General features: G+C 63.0%; 20 protein-coding genes. 2 read left to right on the top strand and 18 right to left on the bottom strand.

What is annotated here, in order from left to right:
* Nucleotides 1–121 precede the first annotated feature (121 nt).
* From VSR68_RS02560 to VSR68_RS02495, 14 genes are all read right to left on the bottom strand, one after another.
* Nucleotides 122–379, bottom strand: coding sequence for a glutaredoxin family protein (locus VSR68_RS02560; protein ID WP_342938279.1), 258 nt, complete (start codon nucleotides 377–379; stop codon nucleotides 122–124).
* Nucleotides 380–384: 5 nt separating this feature from the next.
* Nucleotides 385–1,893 carry a DegQ family serine endoprotease gene (locus VSR68_RS02555; RefSeq protein WP_342938278.1) on the bottom strand — a complete coding sequence of 503 codons (1,509 nt, stop codon included), beginning with the start codon at nucleotides 1,891–1,893 and terminating at the stop codon, nucleotides 385–387.
* A gap of 19 nt (nucleotides 1,894–1,912) precedes the next feature.
* Nucleotides 1,913–2,953, bottom strand: a complete 1,041-nt coding sequence (locus tag VSR68_RS02550; RefSeq protein ID WP_342938277.1) for a MucB/RseB C-terminal domain-containing protein — start codon at nucleotides 2,951–2,953, stop codon at nucleotides 1,913–1,915.
* Between the two features lie 4 nt (nucleotides 2,954–2,957).
* Nucleotides 2,958–3,602: a sigma-E factor negative regulatory protein gene (locus tag VSR68_RS02545; RefSeq protein WP_342938276.1), complete on the bottom strand. Its 645-nt coding sequence runs from the start codon at nucleotides 3,600–3,602 to the stop codon at nucleotides 2,958–2,960.
* 99 nt (nucleotides 3,603–3,701) lie between these two features.
* Nucleotides 3,702–4,301: an RNA polymerase sigma factor RpoE gene (gene rpoE / locus VSR68_RS02540; protein WP_012400242.1), complete on the bottom strand. Its 600-nt coding sequence runs from the start codon at nucleotides 4,299–4,301 to the stop codon at nucleotides 3,702–3,704.
* 131 nt (nucleotides 4,302–4,432) lie between these two features.
* The gene (locus VSR68_RS02535; protein ID WP_342938275.1) at nucleotides 4,433–4,933 is read right to left on the bottom strand and encodes a protein YgfX; all 501 of its coding nucleotides are present in this window, start codon (nucleotides 4,931–4,933) and stop codon (nucleotides 4,433–4,435) included.
* Between the two features lie 4 nt (nucleotides 4,934–4,937).
* Nucleotides 4,938–6,176 (bottom strand): beta-ketoacyl-ACP synthase II, encoded by a 1,239-nt coding sequence (gene fabF / locus VSR68_RS02530; RefSeq protein WP_342938274.1) that lies wholly within the window; start codon nucleotides 6,174–6,176, stop codon nucleotides 4,938–4,940.
* Between the two features lie 351 nt (nucleotides 6,177–6,527).
* Nucleotides 6,528–6,767, bottom strand: a complete 240-nt coding sequence (gene acpP, locus VSR68_RS02525; protein ID WP_004197638.1) for an acyl carrier protein — start codon at nucleotides 6,765–6,767, stop codon at nucleotides 6,528–6,530.
* Between the two features lie 151 nt (nucleotides 6,768–6,918).
* Nucleotides 6,919–7,668: a 3-oxoacyl-ACP reductase FabG gene (gene fabG / locus VSR68_RS02520; RefSeq protein ID WP_342938432.1), complete on the bottom strand. Its 750-nt coding sequence runs from the start codon at nucleotides 7,666–7,668 to the stop codon at nucleotides 6,919–6,921.
* Between the two features lie 67 nt (nucleotides 7,669–7,735).
* Nucleotides 7,736–8,668, bottom strand: coding sequence for an ACP S-malonyltransferase (fabD, locus tag VSR68_RS02515; RefSeq protein WP_342938273.1), 933 nt, complete (start codon nucleotides 8,666–8,668; stop codon nucleotides 7,736–7,738).
* 94 nt (nucleotides 8,669–8,762) lie between these two features.
* Nucleotides 8,763–9,752, bottom strand: coding sequence for a beta-ketoacyl-ACP synthase III (locus VSR68_RS02510; protein WP_087733549.1), 990 nt, complete (start codon nucleotides 9,750–9,752; stop codon nucleotides 8,763–8,765).
* On the bottom strand, nucleotides 9,752–10,882 hold the full coding sequence (gene plsX, locus VSR68_RS02505; protein WP_342932851.1) for a phosphate acyltransferase PlsX: 1,131 nt from the start codon (nucleotides 10,880–10,882) through the stop codon (nucleotides 9,752–9,754). The genes VSR68_RS02510 and plsX overlap by 1 nt, the downstream gene beginning before the upstream one ends.
* A gap of 161 nt (nucleotides 10,883–11,043) precedes the next feature.
* Nucleotides 11,044–11,223: a 50S ribosomal protein L32 gene (gene rpmF, locus VSR68_RS02500; protein ID WP_342938272.1), complete on the bottom strand. Its 180-nt coding sequence runs from the start codon at nucleotides 11,221–11,223 to the stop codon at nucleotides 11,044–11,046.
* Between the two features lie 114 nt (nucleotides 11,224–11,337).
* Nucleotides 11,338–12,024 (bottom strand): DUF177 domain-containing protein, encoded by a 687-nt coding sequence (locus VSR68_RS02495; RefSeq protein ID WP_342938431.1) that lies wholly within the window; start codon nucleotides 12,022–12,024, stop codon nucleotides 11,338–11,340.
* 236 nt (nucleotides 12,025–12,260) lie between these two features.
* On the opposite strand from VSR68_RS02495, the gene VSR68_RS02490 reads away from it, so the two are divergent.
* The gene (locus VSR68_RS02490; RefSeq protein WP_342938271.1) at nucleotides 12,261–12,878 is read left to right on the top strand and encodes a Maf-like protein; all 618 of its coding nucleotides are present in this window, start codon (nucleotides 12,261–12,263) and stop codon (nucleotides 12,876–12,878) included.
* Entirely contained in the window at nucleotides 12,875–13,597 is a 723-nt protein-coding gene (locus tag VSR68_RS02485; protein WP_342938270.1) for an SAM-dependent methyltransferase, read from the top strand. The genes VSR68_RS02490 and VSR68_RS02485 overlap by 4 nt, the downstream gene beginning before the upstream one ends.
* Nucleotides 13,598–13,645: 48 nt before the next feature.
* Here the strand turns inward: VSR68_RS02485 and VSR68_RS02480 are convergent, their stop codons facing one another.
* From VSR68_RS02480 to VSR68_RS02465, 4 genes are read right to left on the bottom strand one after another with little or no spacing between them, the layout of a single operon-like run.
* Nucleotides 13,646–14,659 carry a S49 family peptidase gene (locus VSR68_RS02480; RefSeq protein ID WP_342938269.1) on the bottom strand — a complete coding sequence of 338 codons (1,014 nt, stop codon included), beginning with the start codon at nucleotides 14,657–14,659 and terminating at the stop codon, nucleotides 13,646–13,648.
* Between the two features lie 43 nt (nucleotides 14,660–14,702).
* Complete coding sequence (locus tag VSR68_RS02475) at nucleotides 14,703–15,095, bottom strand: Rieske (2Fe-2S) protein (RefSeq protein ID WP_342938268.1); 393 nt, start codon at nucleotides 15,093–15,095, stop codon at nucleotides 14,703–14,705.
* The gene (locus VSR68_RS02470; RefSeq protein WP_342938267.1) at nucleotides 15,092–15,751 is read right to left on the bottom strand and encodes an HAD-IA family hydrolase; all 660 of its coding nucleotides are present in this window, start codon (nucleotides 15,749–15,751) and stop codon (nucleotides 15,092–15,094) included. The genes VSR68_RS02475 and VSR68_RS02470 overlap by 4 nt, the downstream gene beginning before the upstream one ends.
* A complete protein-coding gene (locus tag VSR68_RS02465; protein WP_342938266.1) occupies nucleotides 15,744–16,829 on the bottom strand; it encodes an RluA family pseudouridine synthase in 1,086 nt (361 codons plus the stop codon). The genes VSR68_RS02470 and VSR68_RS02465 overlap by 8 nt, the downstream gene beginning before the upstream one ends.
* Nucleotides 16,830–17,075: the final 246 nt, after the last annotated feature.

Here is a 17,075-nt window from a genome sequence, read left to right as displayed (position 1 = left end):
AAACTTGTCTATTTTAGCCGAAAAGGGTGTCGACGGGCGCGTCTTGCGGTCGGCGGGAGTCATTCGTGCTCTCTGGCCGACTGTCGCGGCCTGATCTGCCGGCTGCTCGCGGCGACCCCGTTCAGCATGCCGGCGTCGCGCGATGACCGGCTAGCGCCGCGCGCACCCGCGCTTCGTCGAGATGGTAGTGACACAACTCGACGCCCTCATGAACCAGCACGGGCACCCAGTCGTTGTAGCGCGCTTCCAGCGACGGATCGGCGTCGATGTCGATCACTTCGACACGCGCGCCGAACTCGGCCAGCAACGGCTCGAGCGCCGCACGCATGTCGTCGCAGAGGTGGCACCACGCGCGTCCGTAAAGCGTCAGCGATGCCACGTCGATTACTTCGCCGCGCGCGGGCGGATCGGCACGAACTGCGTGTTGTCGCCGCGACGAACCAGCAGCGCGACCATCTTCGACGGATCGAGATGCGAGGTCACTTCTTCGAACTGCTTTGCGCTCGTGATGTCCGTGTCGCCGAGGCGCAAGATGAGATCGCCACGCTGCAATCCAACGCGCGCCGCCGGACCGTCGACGGCGTCGACCTGCACGCCGTTGCGCAGCTTGAGCGACTTCAACTGGTCGGCGGGAATGTCGCTGACGGCAACGCCCAGCGCATTCGACGCGCGCGGCTTCGGCGTGGGCGGCTTCTTCTGCTCGGCCTTCGCGGTCTTGTCCGGTTGCATTTCGGCGACCGTCACGGGCACTTCGCGCGTCTGGCCCTTGCGCCAAACCGTGATCGTCGCCTTCGTGCCCGGCTTCGTATCGCCGACCATGCGCGGGAGGTCCGTCGCGGTGTCGACGTTATGGCCGTTGAACTTCAGGATGATGTCACCCGGCTGCACGCCGGCCTTGTCGGCGGGACCGCCCGGCTCGACGCTGCTGACGAGCGCGCCCTGCGCTTTCGGCAGGCCGAGCGAATCGGCCACGTCCTTCGTCACTTCGCCGATCGCGACAGCAATACGTCCGCGCACGACCTTGCCCGAGGTCTTCAGCTGATCGGCCACGCGCATCGCTTCGTCGATCGGTATCGCGAACGAAATGCCCATGAAGCCGCCCGTGCGGCTGTAGATCTGCGAGTTGATGCCGATCACTTCGCCTTGCATGTTGATCAGCGGACCGCCCGAATTGCCGGGGTTTACGGCGACGTCCGTCTGGATGAACGGCAGATAGTCACCCGTGTCGCGGCCCTTCGCGCTGACAATGCCCGCCGTCACCGTGTTTTCGAGGCCGAACGGCGAGCCGATCGCGACCACCCATTCGCCGACGCGCACCTTGTTCGAATCGCCGATCGGCACCGTCGGCAGATTCGCCGCGTTGATCTTCACGACGGCCACGTCCGTGCGGTCGTCGACGCCGATCAGCTTCGCCTTGAATTCGCGCTTGTCGGTGAGCGTGACGTAGATCGTGTCGGCATCGTCGATCACGTGCGCATTCGTCATCACGTAGCCGTCCTGCGACAGGATGAAGCCCGAGCCGACGCCGCTGTTCTGCTCGGTATCGCCACCGCCATCCGGCGACTGGTCCTGATCGTTGTTGCCACCGCGCGGCGGATTCGGCGAATTCGGAGAGCCCGGCGATTGCGGCGAATTAGGCATCGGAATGCCGAAGAAACGCCGGAAAAACTCCGACATGTCGCCGTCGTCCATGCCGGGCGGCAAGCCGCGCGCCGAACTGGAGACCTTTGCCGTCGTGCGGATATTGACGACAGCCGGCCCGACCTTGTCGACGAGATCGGTGAAATCGGGCAGATTGGCAGCAGGCGCCGCCGACGCCGTGTGCGGCATGAACGGCAGACAAGCCACCAGCACCGCGGCCGCGAAGAATTTGCGCACCGAAAGAGTCGTCATGTCGTAGCGAACCGAAGGATTACCGGGAAGGCTTGTATTCTATGGCAGCCGCAAATTGCTGCAACGTGGCCTGAGGCACTTCCCCAAGCAATGTGATCCAGAAATCGCCGCGCCGCTTGACGAGCACGTGCGTTGCACCGCTGTTTCCGGCCCCTTCCTTGCGCGTGCTTTTTTCGACCGGCTCGACGAAGATCGACAGCGCCGCGAGGCCATCCGAAAACACCATCTGATCGACGGGAATAGGCGGATTGGATGGATCGGCCGCTGCCATCGGCCGGCGCAGCTCGCGGATCTTGTGGAAGCCCGCGACGGGCGGCGCGATCTGCCAGCCCTGCGCTTCCATATCGACGGGCTCGACGGGCGGCCGCACCACTGTCCAGCCGGCCGTGTTCCTGATGCCGTTCGCGATGGGCCCCTTGTCCGCGGGAACGCCGATGCGAATCTGCGAAAACGACATCTGTTCGAGCACCTGGCCACTCGGATCGAGCGTCTGCGCGCGCAGCAGCAAGCCTGTCTTCGTGTCGGCCCACAGCTTGTACGCGAAGCGGTTGGCATCCTTCGGATCGAGTTCGATCACCTGGCTGTCGATACCGGCGACGCGGTCCGTGCCCAGCATCTTCGGGTCATAGACGGTCAGCACCTGATCGCCGCTTGCCGACAGGAGCGCCGGGAACGAATCCTTGTTTTGCCGCTTTTCGACGACGCACAGATGACGCTCCGGCACGAACGTATACAACTCGTCGTTATGGCGCAGCATCTTGCGCGGCTTGCCGTCGAGGCTTTCGAGCGATTCGAACTCGCCGTCGTTACGCGTCGTGTAGTGCGAAATGCGCGAGGACTGGACGAAGTTGCCGCGCTGATAAACGAATGCGCCCTCGTAGTTCTGCTGCTGGGCGGCCTGATGGATCCGGTTCAACACTTCCGCCGCGTTGTGCCGGGCGGCGGAATCGTCCGTTTGCGCAAAGGTGCGCGAAGTCGCGGACAACATCACGGCTGCGCAGAACAGGAATGCCGGCAGCCGCCCCCAGATAGTCGTTTTTTTCAACCGCAGATTCTGCATCAGACTATTGGCCCTGCGTCGTCAGGGAGGCCGCGCGTAGCAACGGCATCGAGCCCGACACGACAGGCTGCAGGCCGAACTGCTGATGCGCTTCCAGATATTGATCGAGATTCGCGTCCCGGATGATGTTGCCGTCCTGGCCGCTCGCCTGCGCAGTCGTCGCAGCCGGCATCGAGGCCATCGCCACGCGCTGCATCGAATCCGAATGCGGTGCGACCGATGCGACCTGTGTGACGCCAGAGCCCGCCGTGTTCATGCCCTGCAGTTGCGGCATCACGATCCACGTGAGCGTAGCGGCAGCCGCAGCGACGGCAAAAGCCGGAATCACGCGCCGGCGCAACGACAACAGGCGGCGCGCGACCGGGATCGAAGCGGGCGCCAGTACATGGGCCTCGCTTTCGAAGCGGGCTGCGAAGCCGCTCATGAACGCGCTGCTTGCGGCCGGACTGACAGCCAGATCGTCGGAACGCAGCGCGTCGCCGATCAGGTGATAGCACGACCATGTCGCACGGCCTTCATGGTCCAGTGCGGCAAGAATTGTGTTCGGACGCTCGCCGTCGACCAGTTCCCCGTCGACGAAAGCAGACAGACGCTCGCGATGCGAGCTTGCTTGCGCATTTGTTTGCATTGGCATCGAAACCGACCCCATGATGCTCCCCATCTTTACAGACACCCCGTAGTGACACCACTTAACCCAGATACTGCGCCGCCGTCCGCGAGGCCAGGTAGCCGCTGTATCCAACAGCCGTTACCAGCGCTTGCCCTCGGGTGTGTCAAGCAGCGGACGCAATTTTGCCGCAATGGCTTCGCGAGCGCGGAAAATTCTCGACCTGACGGTGCCGATCGGGCACCCCATCATTTCAGCGATTTCCTCGTAGCTCAGACCTTCAATTTCACGAAGAGTTATGGCGGTGCGCAGCTCTTCCGGTAAAACCGCCATCGCAGCATTGACCGTCTCTGCGATCTGTTTGCTCATCAACATCGACTCGGGCGTGTTGATATCCCTTAGTTGGTCGGCATCGGAGAAAGTTTCAGCCTCTTCGGCGTCCGCTTCGGTCGAAGTGGGCGCGCGCCGGCCCTGGGTCGCAAGGTAATTCTTGGCCGTATTGACGGCAATCCGGTACAACCACGTATAGAACGCGGACTCGCCGCGGAATTGGGGCAGCGCCCGGTATGCCTTGATGAAGGCATCCTGGGCCACGTCCTCGACCTCGGCGGGATCCCGCACGAGGCGCGAGATCAGCCGGATGATCTTGCGGTGGTACTTCGAGACCAGAAGCTCGAACGCGGCCTTGTCGCCATTCTGGACGCGTTCAACCAGCACCTGATCTATTTCTTTTTCGCTCACCTGATAAATCCGTTAACTTTTGCGCGTGTGGCGGGGCACTATTGTAGCTTCCCCTTCAAGATGGCAAGTTACACGCGTAACAGCGGTTACAGTCTTTACAGTCAAGGCGCGGGGCCGCATCGACGGGCCGCTCAGACGTGCGCGCTGCGCCTCGCGAGCACGGCAAGCTCGCGAAAAAGGTCACGCTCGAGCATGTCGGCTGCGATCAGAAGCCTGTGCGATCTTCCGCCCTCGTCTTCGAGCGACAGCATCAAAAGACAGTCGCTCCATTGGCTGCATCCAACGATACGGCCCTGAGCGCGCAATATTCCTATGCTGCTCCAGACCGACATTCCATCCGGCCCGATTTTAAATGCGCGCGGCTCATTGCGCGCATGACGGACGGCTGCGAGCGCGAGAATGGCGAAAACAGCCGCACCCGTCAGCGCGGCCCGAACCATGCCGAAACGGGGCGCGATAGTCGCCCAGACCGCGGCAACGGCGACGACGACGAACAGCGCCGTCGCCAGATACAACGCGGCGGACCGCCGCAGCGCGACGCGCTGCGAGGGTCCGCCGTTCAGTGCGAGACGGGGAGCGTCCGCCGCGGGAGCACTTGCCGGACGAGCCGGCGACGACCATGCTGCTGTCAAACGCTCAGGTGCGCTTGAAAACCAGCGTGCCGTTCGTGCCGCCGAACCCGAACGAGTTCTTCAGCGCGACGTCGATCTTCATCTCCCGCGCCGTGTTCGCGCAGTAGTCGAGATCGCATTCCGGGTCCTGGTTGAAGATGTTGATGGTCGGCGGCGACACCTGATGATGCACGGCCAGCACCGTGAACACCGATTCCAGACCACCGGCGCCACCCAGCAGGTGACCCGTCATCGACTTGGTCGAGTTTACGACGATGCTCTTCGCGTGATCGCCGAATGCGCGCTTGATGCCCGTGGTTTCCGCGAGGTCACCCAGCGGCGTCGACGTGCCGTGCGCGTTCAGGTAGCTCACCGAATCGGGGTTCACGCCGGCGTTCTTCATCGCCGCGATCATGCAGCGGCGTGCGCCGTCGCCGTCTTCGAGCGGTGCCGTCATGTGGTACGCGTCGCCGCTCATGCCGTAGCCGCTGACTTCCGCGTAGATCTTCGCCCCGCGAGCCTTCGCGTGCTCGTATTCTTCGAGCACCATCACGCCCGCGCCCTCGCCGAGCACGAAGCCGTCGCGGTCCTTGTCCCACGGACGGCTCGCCGTCGCCGGATCGTCGTTACGCTGCGACAGGGCGCGCGCGGCCGCAAAGCCGCCGATGCCGAGCGGCGAAACAGTCGATTCCGCGCCGCCCGCGATCATCACGTCGGCGTCGCCGTATTCGATCAGGCGCGATGCCTCGCCGATGCAGTGCAGACCCGTCGTGCAAGCCGTCACCATCGCCAGGTTCGGGCCCTTCAGGCCGTATTTGATCGACAGATGGCCCGAGATCATGTTGATGATCGACGCGGGCACGAAAAACGGCGAAATGCGGCGCGGGCCGCGATTTAGCAGTTCCGTCTGCGTGACTTCGATCATCGGCAGGCCGCCGATGCCCGAGCCGACCACCACGCCGACGCGCTCCGAATTCGCTTCGGTGATCTCGAGGCCGCTATCCTGCATCGCCTGGATGCCGGCCGCCACGCCGTAATGGATGAACGTATCCATATGGCGCGCTTCCTTGCCGGGAATGTAGTCCTCGACATTGAAGCCCTTCACTTCGCCGGCGAAGCGAGTGGAGAAGTTCGACGCGTCGAACTTCGTGATGTTGGCGATGCCGGACTTGCCTGCGACCAGATTGGCCCAGCCGTCGGCAACATTATTGCCAACAGGCGAAATAAGCCCCAGGCCTGTAACAACAACACGACGACGGCTCACGGTAACCCCTTTTCCATAGATGACAAAACAAAAGCCACAGTACCCACAGGAAAGCGCCCTGTGAACCCTGTGGCTGTTAACCTGACGAACGCTGACCTGCGCGCTGACGAATACGCTGACCGATACAGTGGCGCGAGCGCCAGAAACTGCATCAGTAAGCGCAATGACGAAAGAGCCGACCGTCGCTGCATCGGCCAGTGCGCCTTGAACGGCGCCGTCAGGATAGCGCGCATGCGCATGGATGTCGGCGCCTGCCCTGCTTGCGCCGCCTCGCGGCACGACAGGGCGTCCGCGACAGCGGGCGCTGCGACGTTCGCAGCAGCCGAGGCAACCAGGCGGGCGCGAATGACCTTAGGCCTTGACGTTGGCGCGGGCGTAGTCGATCGCTTGCTGAACCGTCGTGATCTTCTCGGCTTCTTCATCCGGAATTTCCATGCCGAATTCGTCTTCGAGAGCCATCACGAGTTCAACCGTGTCGAGCGAGTCAGCGCCGAGGTCGTTCACGAACGATGCTTCGTTCTTGATTTCCGCTTCGGCAACGCCGAGTTGCTCTGCAACGATCTTCTTGACGCGCTGTTCGATATTGTCCATTACCACCCCTCCAAGGGAAAAAAGTTCATAAATACAGGTGCGCGCATTTTATCAGGTTTGCATCTGTAAAAAAGCGACGCACTAGGTTGCTATAAAGCCGTCCTATTGGCGCTTTGAATTGCATCAAGGCGCGGATAGTAACCGAATTTGATTACGACATATACATGCCGCCGTTCACGTGCAACGTCGTGCCGGTGATATAACCGGCCTGCGGCGATGCAAGGAACGTCACGGCGTGGGCGATGTCCTCCGGGCTGCCGAGACGGCCGAGCGGAATTTGCGCCTTCAGTGCCGTCTGCTGCTCTTCGGGGAGCGTCTTCGTCATGTCGGTATCGATGAAACCCGGAGCGACGCAGTTCACGGTGATGCCGCGGCTGCCGATTTCACGTGCCAGCGCACGCGTCATGCCCGCGACGCCCGCTTTCGCGGCCGCGTAGTTCACCTGTCCGGGATTGCCCGCCGAGCCGACCACCGACGTGATGTTGATGATCCGCCCGCCACGCGCCTTCATCATCGGGCGCAGAACGGCGCGCGACAGACGGAACACGGACTTGAGGTTCGTGTCGATCACGGCGTCCCAGTCTTCGTCCTTCATGCGCATCGCGATCTGGTCTTTCGTGATGCCCGCGTTGTTCACCAGCACGTTGAGCGCGCCGAACTCTTTCACGGTGCCTTCGATCAGCGCTTCCGCCGCCGCAGCATCGTTCACGTTCAGCACGGCGCCGCGGCCGTTCAGACCTTCGGCCTTGAACGCTTCTGTAATCGCATTCGCACCGCTTTCGCTCGTCGCCGTGCCGATCACCGTCGCGCCCTGACGCGCAAGTTCGATGGCGATTGCGCGGCCGATGCCACGCGAAGCGCCCGTCACGATCGCGATCTGTTTATCGAGAGTCTTTTCCATCATTCAATTCCGCAGTGCCCCGCAAGCGCAGGGCTATTTGATTCGTTGCCGCCTCGCCAGGAGACGTTCAGGCCGTAACGAGCTTCAGCACTTCGTCGAGCGTTGCCGGATCGACGATCGACGCGCCAGCCAGGTTGCCGTCGATTCGCTTGGTCAGACCCGCCAGCACCTTGCCCGGACCGCATTCGACCACGTGCGTGACGCCCTGCTTCGCCATCGACTGCACGCATTCGACCCAGCGCACGGCGCCCGCCGCCTGACGAACGAGTGCATCCTTGATGCCAGCCGGCTCGTTGACGACGGCCACATCGACGTTGTTCACGACGGGGATCGACGGCACCTGCACGTCGACGCTCGACAGATACTCGCGGAGCTGATCCGAAGCCGGCTTGAGCAGCGACGAATGGAACGGCGCGGACACGGGCAGCGGCAGCGCGCGCTTCGCGCCCTTTGCCTTCGCGACCTCGCACGCCTTTTCGACGGCTGCCTTGTGGCCCGCGATCACGACCTGCGCAGGCGCATTGAAGTTGACCGCCTCGACGACGCCAGCCGTCGACGCTTCCTTGCACACGTCGCGCACCGCGTCGTCATCGAGGCCGAGAATCGCGGCCATGCCGCCCTGACCGACGGGCACCGCGTTCTGCATGGCCTGCGCGCGAAAACGCACGAGCGGCACGGCGTCGCGGAATTTCAGCGCGCCGGCGGCGACGAGCGCCGTGTATTCGCCGAGGCTGTGGCCGGCGACGATGGCGGGCGTCGGGCCGCCCGCCGTCTGCCACGCGCGAAAGATCGCGTAGGCAGCCGTCAGCATCACAGGTTGGGTGTTGGTCGTCAGGTTCAGGTCTTCAGCCGGGCCTTCGGCGATCAGCTTGCCGAGGTCCTGGTTGAGCGAGTCGGAGGCTTCCTGGAGAGTTTCGCGCACGATCGCGTGATCGGCGAACGCATTGAGCATGCCGACCGACTGCGAGCCCTGCCCCGGAAAAACGAACGCAAATTTCATATCGTCCCCAATTCGATGAATTCAGTTGCGCGTGGCGCGCACAAGCCCGCGCTGCCGCTGCCAGCGGCGCGCAGGCACGGTCGCCCGGTCGTCGTCAGAAGCGGATGACCGACGCGCCCCACGTAAAGCCGCCGCCCACGCCTTCGATCAGCACGTTGTGGCCGCGCTGGATGCGGCCGTCGCGAACCGCGACGTCGAGCGCGAGCGGAATCGACGCGGCCGACGTGTTGCCATGTTCGTGCACGGTGACGATCATCCGCTCCTGCGGCAGGCCGAGCTTGCGGCACGTGCTCTGCATGATGCGGATATTGGCCTGGTGCGGAATCAGCCAGTCGATCTGCTCGGGCTTGAGATCGGCCTTCTGCAGCGCTTCGATCGCGACCTTTTCGAGCACGTTGACGGCAAGCTTGAACACCGCCTGGCCGTCCATGTGCAGGAACGCGCTGCCTTGCACGATGCCGCCGTGCACGTTGCCCGGCGTGCAGAGAATGTCCGAATGACTGCCGTCCGCATGCAGCGCGCTTGCCAGCACGCCCGGCTCGTCCGATGCCTGCAGCACGACGGCACCCGCGCCATCGCCGAACAGCACACACGTGGTGCGGTCGTTGAAATCGAGGATGCGCGAGAACGTTTCAGCACCGACCACCAGCGCAGTACGATGTTGCCCGCTTCGAATGAAGCTGTCAGCCGTCGCAACGGCATAGGCAAAACCTGAGCACACGGCCTGCACATCGAACGCGGCGCCGTTGTTCTTGATACCCAGCTTGTTCTGCAGCAGACAGGCCGTGCTCGGGAACACGAAATCCGGCGTCGACGTGGCGACGATGATGAGATCGATCGATTGCGGATCGACGTCGGCGGCTTCGATCGCGCGTTGCGATGCGATCAGTGAGAGCTCGCTCGTCGTGACATCGGGATCGGCAAAGTGGCGCGCGTGGATGCCCGTGCGTGCCACGATCCATTCGTCGCTCGTCTCGATGCCCTGCTTCGCGAGACGATCAGCCAGATCCTGATTGGAAACGCGGTTGGGCGGCAGATAGCTGCCCGTGCCCAGCACGCGGGAGTAGATAGTGGATTGAGCCATTATGCCTTCGAGGATAGTGCGCTGTAGGGCTCGGCCGGCTGGCCGGAAATCGGACCCGCAATCGGGCTCGCAATCTGGCTCGCGGAACCCGCGCCGCCCGCTTCGCGCGTCGCCTGTTCGAGTGAACCCGCGTTCTCCTCCATCGCGCGGGCAAGGCGTTCCAGAACGCCATTTTTGACGGCATCATACCCGCGTTTGATTGCCCACTCAAACGCGTAGGCATCGGCCGAACCGTGACTCTTGATCACGAGCCCGCGCAGGCCGAGGAGCGCCGCGCCGTTGTACTGCCGGTGATCGACGCGCTTCTTGAAGCGCAGCAGCACGGGCAGTGCGAGCAGGGCCATCACCTTGGTCATCCACGAACGGCCGAATTCTTCCTTGATGATGTCTGAGAGCATCTGCGCAAGGCCTTCCGACGTCTTCAGCGCAACGTTACCGACGAAGCCATCGCAGACGATCACGTCGACGGTGCCTTTGTAGATATCGTTGCCTTCCACGTTGCCGCGGAAGTTGAGCGTGCTGGTGCGCAGAAGCTCGCCTGCGCGCTTGATGGTGTCGTTGCCCTTGATGACCTCTTCGCCGATATTCAGGAGCCCGATGCTCGGACGCTCCTTGCCTTCGACAGCCGACACCAGCGCATGGCCCATCTCGGCGAACTGCAGCAGATGCTGCGGCTCGCAGTCGACGTTCGCGCCGAGATCGAGCATGGTCGTGTAGCCGGTGGGATTGGGCAGCGCAAACGCGATCGCCGGACGTTCGATGCCCGGGAGCGTTTTAAGAACATAACGGGAAACGGCCATCAGCGCGCCGGTGTTGCCGGCGGAGATACAGGCCTGCGCCTCGTCTTCCTTGACGCGATTGAGTGCAACGCGCATCGACGAGTCTTTTTTCTTACGAAGCGCGACTTCAACCGGATCGTCCATTGCGACGATCTCGGATGCGGGTACGACCGTGAGTGCCGGATCGTCTGCCGCCTTCAGCTTTTTGAGCTGCGCTCGAATCGCGCTTTCGATGCCGACGAGCATCAGATGCGCATCGGGATGCGAGCGAACGAAGTTGACGGCAGCGGGAACAGTCACGGACGGCCCGTGGTCGCCTCCCATGCAATCTATCGTGAGCTTTACGGTCATGGAATGCGACGAATTTCAGGCACAAAAAAGCGGCAGTTGAATGCCGCCTTTTCGATGAACCGGGAAAATGTCAAGCGAGTCGATCGCCACGCGAAACGCCAGCGCGTTGAACCCCGGATGGGAAATCCCAACTGAGCCCAACTGCGCGCGATGCCGGGCGATTAGTCGTTCTTCGTCTTGACGACTTTCTTGCCGCGGTAGTAGCCGTTCGGGCTGATGTGGTGACGCATATGCACTTCACCCGTGCTCGGCTCGACAGCCAGCGGCGCTGCGTTGAGGAAATCGTGCGAGCGATGCATACCGCGCTTCGACGGCGACTTCTTGTTTTGTTGAACTGCCATGATAACTCCTGAAAATTTTCCGAATTCTAACACAGCCCGATACGGCAACCGCCATAGGCCGCGTGGCTGAAACCATCGCGCCCGGCGCGCCCCATCGCGCTCCCATGCAACTGTTCAGTGCTTCTTGCCGCCGGACCCGCCCGATTTCAGGCCTTCGAGCACCGCGAATGGATTTGGCCGTTTGGGTTCTTCACCCTCGCCGGCTTCGCCCTTGGCGGCATCGTCGCCTTCCACCCTCGCGGCATCGTCGCCTTCCACCTTCGCGGCATCTTCGCCTTCCAGCCCGCTAGCGCCCGAGGCGAGGCTCTCATGCACTTCAGGACAGACGTCGTGCTTCGGCACGAGCGGCAACGAAAGCAGCAATTCCTCTTCGATCAAGTCGACAAGATCGAACTGGCGTGACCCAACGATCACATCGACTTCATCCTCGTCCAGAGGAAACTCTTCAGCTTCCTCTTCGGTTTTGACGATCCGGTAAGTCGCATCGACGTTGAACGCCTGCTCGTACGGAGACAGGCAACGCTGACATTCGAGCCATGCGGCGCCGTGAATCGCGAGCCTCAGATACGGCTGCGGACCCTCGGTGCCATCGTCCTGCAATTCCGGCTGCATCGCCCCTTCGGCTTGCCAGGTGAACGCGGCGTCGCGATCTGGCGCTTCCTCAGGGACTTCGTTTAACATGCGCGGCAGTTGCGAGACGCGCACGGTACCCGCGGCCTGACGTCCACTTCGGGCAAATTCGAACAGATCGAGTTCGCGCGGGTCGACGAGACCAGCAGGTTTGCCAGGATGTTGAGTCATGTGCGCTCCTGCGTCGGCAAGGGTTTCAGCCGGGTAAATCGCCATGCCTTGTTTTCTGCGTGCCACCGACGTTTGAGTCCGCGTAGCGCGCCATACGGCAAAGCATACCGATGAAAAGCCCAAAATCATATCCGTTTTGTCTTTTCGAGTCAAACACTTAAGACCGTCCATGCGAAGGCGTTCACGCCCGCCTTTTTGCAGTCGGTTCCGCCTTCAGAACGAGGTCCCATTTCAGCATGCCGGATTTCCCCAAACGCCCGCCCCGCCTGATTCTGGCGTCGAGTTCGCCGTATCGCCGCGAGTTGCTCGAACGCCTGCGCATTCCGTTCGATGTCATCGTGCCCGCCATCGACGAAACGCCGCATGCGGACGAATCGCCGGAAGCGACGGCGCTGCGCCTCGCGCAAGCCAAGGCGCATGCGGTCGCCAACGCACTCACCGCCGGCGAGCCGGCGCTCGTCATCGGCTCCGACCAGGTCGCGACCTATGACGGACACCAGATCGGCAAACCCGGCTCGCACGAGAAAGCGCTCGCGCAACTGCAAGCCATGCGCGGCCGCGAGGTGCTGTTTCATAGCGCGCTCTGCCTGTTCGACAGCCGCTCGGCCACGGCGCAGACCGCCGACGTGATCACCCGCGTACGCTTTCGCGACCTTCCAGATGCCTCGCTCGACGCGTATTTGCGCGCCGAAACGCCCTACGATTGCGCCGGCAGCGCGAAAGCCGAAGGACTCGGCATTGCGCTCCTCGAAGCCATCGAATCCGACGATCCGACCGCGCTGATCGGCCTGCCGCTGATCGCACTCACGCAGATGCTGCTCGCCGCGGGCTATCCGCTGCTGGGGGCGCGATGATGAGCGGCGTGCTTTACCTGATTCCGAACACGCTCGGCGACGGCGACGCCGCCGCGCTCGACGCCGTCCTGCCCGCGCCCGTTCGGGCCCGCGCCGCCGCTCTGCACTATTACATAGGCGAAAACGCGAAAACGACGCGCGCGTTCCTGAAAAAAGTCGGGACGGAGCGGCCGATCCAGGAAATCGAGATTCGTGAACTGAATGTGAATACGCCGGCCGGCGAGATCGACAAGCTGCTTGCGCCCGTTTTGAAGGGAACGGACGCGGGCCTGGTGTCGGAAGCAGGTTGCCCGGCCGTCGCCGATCCGGGCGCGCTGCTCGTGCGGCGCGCGCACGAGCGCGGCGTCAAGGTCGTGCCGTTCGTGGGACCGAGTTCCATCCTGCTCGCGCTGATGGCGTCGGGACTGAACGGCCAGAGCTTTGCGTTTCACGGCTATTTGCCCGTCGACGCCAACGAGCGCGTAAAACGCCTTCGCGACCTGGAGCAGCAATCGCGCAAAGCCAGGCAGACGCAGATTTTCATCGAAACGCCCTATCGGAACCGCGCGCTACTCGATGCGCTGATCGCGACTTGCGCGCCGTCGACGCTGATCTGCGTCGCCGTCGATCTGACACTGGAAAGCGAAACGATCGTGAGCCGGACAGTCGCGGACTGGAAGAAGAAGCCCGCGCCCGATCTGCATAAACGCCCGGCGATCTTTCTGATTCTGGCGACCTGACTTCGGGAAAATGGCGGCCAGATTCCTGGCCGCCACATTGCAGGCGCGCTATCGAAGGTTCAGCTTTCCGAACGTCGCCATTGCGCGCACGGCGCCGCTGCCGACCGCCGCGCCGAACTTCTTCGCCACGCGATCCGTGATGCTTTCCTTCACCGTGTAATCGACGACGTCCGGCGCCTTGATGATTTCCCGCGCGACGAAATCGGTGTCGCCGAAGCCGTCCGCCAGGCCCAGTTCGACGCTCTTCTCGCCCGTCCAGAAGAGGCCGGAGAAGATATCGGGGCTGTCTTTCAGCCGGTTGCCGCGGCCCTGCTTCACTGCGTCGATGAACTGCGCGTGGATCTGATCGAGCATCGCCTGCGCATGTTCGTCCATCTTCGGCGTATCGGGTGAGAACGGATCGAAAAAGCCCTTGTTCTCGCCGGACGTGCGCATCCTGCGCTGGATGCCCAGCTTGTCCATCAGCCCCGTAAAGCCAAAGCCGTCCATCAGCACGCCAATCGAGCCGACGATGCTCGCCTTGTCGACGTAGATCTTGTCGGCGGCCGCCGCAGCGTAGTAACCGCCCGACGCGCACATGTCGCCGACGACGACATACAGCGGAACAGACGGATATTTGGCGCGCAACCGACGAATATCGCGGTAGATGATGCCCGCTTGCACGGGGCTGCCACCCGGACTGTTGCAACGCAGGACGACACCGGCCGTGCCGGCGTCATCGAAGGCGCTTTCCAGCGCCGTATCGATATCTTCTGCGTTCGCGTTCGTATCTGCGGCGATTTCGCCGTCGAGCGTGATGAGCGCCGTATGCCGACCGGTGGTCGCGACCTTCTCGCCGCTGAAATCGAAGATCGCCAGTCCGATGAGCACCAGCACGCCGAGGAACATGAACCTGAAGAAGATGCGCCAGCGACGGGCCGCGCGCTGCTCCTTGATCGCAGCCAGCGCAACCCGCTCGAGCGCGCCGCGCTCCCAGTTCAGCTCGTCGGCGGCCGCGCCGCGACGGGATTCACGGCCTGGTGCAGCCGGTTCCTGGGGATCGGGAGTGAGATTGTCGGACATGCGTTGCCGCCAGATAGAGCGTTTTGGAAATGAAGCTGGGAAATCAGGAGGATGCGGGAAGCAGATCGCCGTCCGGGAGCCAGAACACCGCGCGGCCTTCGGGCGTGTCGCGTTCGTCGACCTGCACCGGGCGAAGCCTGCCGCCCCGACAAGGACCGCCGACGCATTTGCCCGTATCCGGCGCGTAAATCGCGCCATGCGTAGCGCACATCAAGTATAAACCGGACGATTCGAAGAACTGCCCCTCGCTCCAGTCCATCTCCATCGGCACATGCGCGCAGCGGTTCAGGTAGCCATACGCGACGCCGTCATAGCGAATGAAGAAGACGACGGCATCACCGCCCGCGTGGGTCGCGTTGCGGCGAATGCCGATGCCGCCATCGACGAGTTCATCGGACGCGCAAATGCGCACAGGCTCCAGCGCGGCGTCCGTCATGCATGCTCCCGCAGCCAGCCCGACAGCGAAGCGATGCTATCCGCGACGTATTTCGGCTCGAGCGCCGCCAGCGAATCGGCGGGATGCGCGCCGTAAGTGACGCCGATGCCCGAAACGCCCGCATTGATGGCCATCTGCAGATCGTGCGTGGTATCGCCGATCATCACCGTGCGCACGAGATCCTGCCCCAGTTCGCGCGTCAGCTCGTGCAGCATGGCGGGATGGGGCTTCGAGAACGTCTCGTCGGCGCAGCGCGTGCCGTCGAAAAGGCTCGTGAGCCGCACCTGGTCCAGCGCGCGATTGAGCCCGACGCGGCTTTTTCCCGTCGCAATGGCGAGCAGATAACCCTGATCGCGCAAATCGGCGAGCATTTCGCGAACGCCCGCGAACAACTCAGTCGTCTGGTCCTTCACCAGATAGTGGAAGCGGTAGCGCTCGGCGAGCCGCGGATAGTCGGACGGATCGAGCGTCGGCGCGGCGATCTGCAGCGCGTCGCGCAAGCCGAGGCCGATCACGAAGCTCGCGGCTTCATCGGCGGGCACGGGCAGGCCGAGGTCGCGGCACGCGGCCTGGATGCTGCGGGTGATGTGGACGGTCGAATCCATCAATGTGCCGTCCCAATCGAAGACGATCAGATCAAATTGCTGCCTAGCCATGCGTTCCCGTCTCGTTTTGTGGTTGTCCGCGCTGCGACTTGTCCTGCGCGTCGTCCTGCGCTTTGCCCTGTTGCGCGCTCATTTCAGCAAGCTGCTCGACGAAGCGCCGGCATTCGGCCGGCAGCGGCGCCTCGAACTGCATCGTGTCGCCGGAGGCCGGGTGCGTCAGCTTCAGCCGGTACGCGTGCAGGAACATGCGCTTGATCCCAGGCTGCGCGTTGGCGCGTGCGAGCGCCTTGTTCAGCGCGAAATCGCCGTATTTGGCGTCGCCGACGATCGGCAGCCCCAGATGCGCGAGATGCACGCGAATCTGATGCGTCCGCCCCGTTTTCAGCTCCGCCTCGAGCAACGCATAACCGGGCCAACGATCGACGAGGTTGAAAATAGTGTGCGACGGCAAGCCGTCCGGCTGCACGCGCACGCGCCGCTCGCCATCGGGCAGCAGGTACTTGTGCAGCGGCTCCTTCACTGCGCGCCGGCGGCCCCAGTCGCTCGCCCATTCGCCGTGTACGCACGCGTAGTAGCGCTTGTCCATCCGGTTTTCGCGGATCTGCTCGTGCAGATTAACGAGCGCCGCGCGTTTTTTAGCCAGCATCAGCACGCCCGACGTCTCGCGATCCAGCCGATGCACCAATTCCAGAAACTTCGCCTGCGGGCGCGCGGCGCGCAACTGCTCGATCACGCCGAACGCGACGCCGCTCCCGCCGTGCACCGCGACGCCAGCCGGCTTGTCGATGACGAGCAGGTGCTCGTCCTCATACAGAATGTCGAAATGCGCGAACGGCACCGGCGCGTTCACGGCCGGCTCGTCCGCCCGCGCGACGCGAACGGGCGGCACGCGCACCAGATCGCCATGAGCGAGCCGGTATTGCGCGTCGACCCGGCCCTTGTTTACGCGCACTTCGCCGCTACGCAGGATCCGATAAATATGGCTTTTCGGCACGCCTTTACAGACGCGCAACAAGAAGTTGTCGATACGCTGGCCAGCCGCGCTGTCGTCGATTTCGATCATCGACACCTGATCGCTTGCGACCGCGCTCGCGACCGATTTCTGGGATGTTTTGCCTAACTCTTTCATTCTGAATATAATTTGGCCAGCAGTCTGCGGCGGCCGACTATATAAGATCGGCGCATTAAACCGAATCGCGGGTGGATTGTGCAGGTGCAAGCTATAAAGCGCTATTTTACTTGTGCCGGGGGTTGGTTGCTCGCCCTGAAAATGAGATGCAACAAGTTGCACGCACGGATCACGACACGGCAGGGACGGCGCCCACAGGCACGTTCGGTCACTGTCGGCTCCGTCGGTAACGGAATTTTGGTCAAA

The organism is Paraburkholderia phymatum (genome assembly GCF_038900715.1).
Taxonomy (GTDB): Bacteria; Pseudomonadota; Gammaproteobacteria; order Burkholderiales; family Burkholderiaceae; genus Paraburkholderia; species Paraburkholderia phymatum_A.
This window is presented reverse-complemented; position numbering and strand designations above follow the sequence as displayed.

What these genes read in the sequence shown, in the direction of transcription:
- VSR68_RS02555 (WP_342938278.1), bottom strand. Translation starts at nt 1,893, where the DNA reads ATGACGACTCTTTCGGTGCGCAAATTCTTCGCGGCCGCGGTGCTGGTG.
- VSR68_RS02550 (WP_342938277.1), bottom strand. Translation starts at nt 2,953, where the DNA reads ATGCAGAATCTGCGGTTGAAAAAAACGACTATCTGGGGGCGGCTGCCG.
- VSR68_RS02545 (WP_342938276.1), bottom strand. Translation starts at nt 3,602, where the DNA reads ATGGGGTCGGTTTCGATGCCAATGCAAACAAATGCGCAAGCAAGCTCG.
- acpP (WP_004197638.1), bottom strand. Translation starts at nt 6,767, where the DNA reads ATGGACAATATCGAACAGCGCGTCAAGAAGATCGTTGCAGAGCAACTC.
- fabG (WP_342938432.1), bottom strand. Translation starts at nt 7,668, where the DNA reads ATGGAAAAGACTCTCGATAAACAGATCGCGATCGTGACGGGCGCTTCG.
- fabD (WP_342938273.1), bottom strand. Translation starts at nt 8,668, where the DNA reads ATGAAATTTGCGTTCGTTTTTCCGGGGCAGGGCTCGCAGTCGGTCGGC.
- VSR68_RS02510 (WP_087733549.1), bottom strand. Translation starts at nt 9,752, where the DNA reads ATGGCTCAATCCACTATCTACTCCCGCGTGCTGGGCACGGGCAGCTAT.
- plsX (WP_342932851.1), bottom strand. Translation starts at nt 10,882, where the DNA reads ATGACCGTAAAGCTCACGATAGATTGCATGGGAGGCGACCACGGGCCG.
- rpmF (WP_342938272.1), bottom strand. Translation starts at nt 11,223, where the DNA reads ATGGCAGTTCAACAAAACAAGAAGTCGCCGTCGAAGCGCGGTATGCAT.
- VSR68_RS02495 (WP_342938431.1), bottom strand. Translation starts at nt 12,024, where the DNA reads ATGACTCAACATCCTGGCAAACCTGCTGGTCTCGTCGACCCGCGCGAA.
- VSR68_RS02490 (WP_342938271.1), top strand. Translation starts at nt 12,261, where the DNA reads ATGCCGGATTTCCCCAAACGCCCGCCCCGCCTGATTCTGGCGTCGAGT.
- VSR68_RS02485 (WP_342938270.1), top strand. Translation starts at nt 12,875, where the DNA reads ATGATGAGCGGCGTGCTTTACCTGATTCCGAACACGCTCGGCGACGGC.
- VSR68_RS02480 (WP_342938269.1), bottom strand. Translation starts at nt 14,659, where the DNA reads ATGTCCGACAATCTCACTCCCGATCCCCAGGAACCGGCTGCACCAGGC.
- VSR68_RS02475 (WP_342938268.1), bottom strand. Translation starts at nt 15,095, where the DNA reads ATGACGGACGCCGCGCTGGAGCCTGTGCGCATTTGCGCGTCCGATGAA.
- VSR68_RS02470 (WP_342938267.1), bottom strand. Translation starts at nt 15,751, where the DNA reads ATGGCTAGGCAGCAATTTGATCTGATCGTCTTCGATTGGGACGGCACA.
- VSR68_RS02465 (WP_342938266.1), bottom strand. Translation starts at nt 16,829, where the DNA reads ATGAAAGAGTTAGGCAAAACATCCCAGAAATCGGTCGCGAGCGCGGTC.